The organism is Prevotella sp. SGI.167 (genome assembly GCF_050313615.1).
In the GTDB taxonomy this organism is placed as follows: Bacteria; Bacteroidota; Bacteroidia; order Bacteroidales; family Bacteroidaceae; genus Prevotella.
In genome coordinates this window covers 1-705 of record NZ_JBNPLT010000112.1, presented here as the reverse complement: position 1 = coordinate 705, position 705 = coordinate 1, and the positions used below count along the sequence as shown (strand labels likewise).

Genomic DNA, 705 nt, shown 5'->3' with positions numbered 1-705 from the left:
TCCAAGCTTCGGCTATGGTGGTTATTGCTTGCCAAAGGATACCAAGCAGCTTTTGGCAAACTATGCCGATGTTCCAGAGAATCTGATTGAGGCAATCGTGGAGAGCAACCGTACCCGTAAGGACTATATCGCTGATGCCGTTCTCCAGAAGGCAGACTATTATAACGAGAATAGTACTTTCGATGCCAGCAAGGAGCACAGCTGTGTGATTGGTGTCTATCGTCTGACCATGAAGTCAAACAGCGATAACTTCCGCCAATCTGCTATCCAGGGTATCATGAAACGCATCAAGGCAAAGGGTGCAGAGGTTATCATCTATGAGCCAACATTGGAAGATGGAAGTACATTCTTTGGTAGCAAGGTTGTAAATGATATGAATGCTTTCAAGAAGCAGAGTCAGGCAATTATCGCCAACCGCTATGATGTCTGCCTGGATGATGTAAAGGAGAAGGTATATACTAGAGACATTTTTAGAAGAGACTAGAAATTAGTGATTAATGATTAGTGATTAATGATTACAGATTGCATTTTGCTAGTAAATTAATCACTAATCACTACAAAATAATCAATAATAAAATGGTACAATATAATGTTGATTTAGCGGGGAAGACAATCCTCGTGACAGGTGCTGCTGGGTTTATCGGCAGCAACCTGACTTTTAGACTGTTGAAGGAAGTGAAGGATGTCAAAGTAGTGGGTATTGAC

The 705-nt window shown here is 41.4% G+C and carries 2 protein-coding genes; both read left to right on the top strand.

From position 1 onward, the window contains the following. Positions 1-484, top strand: a 484-nt coding sequence (locus ACQRBJ_RS16105) for a UDP binding domain-containing protein (protein WP_445304238.1), incomplete at its 5' end; no start/stop codon positions are given. A gap of 92 nt (positions 485-576) precedes the next feature. Next, positions 577-705 (top strand): NAD-dependent epimerase/dehydratase family protein (locus ACQRBJ_RS16100; RefSeq protein ID WP_445304239.1); only part of this gene is annotated, 129 nt, incomplete at its 3' end.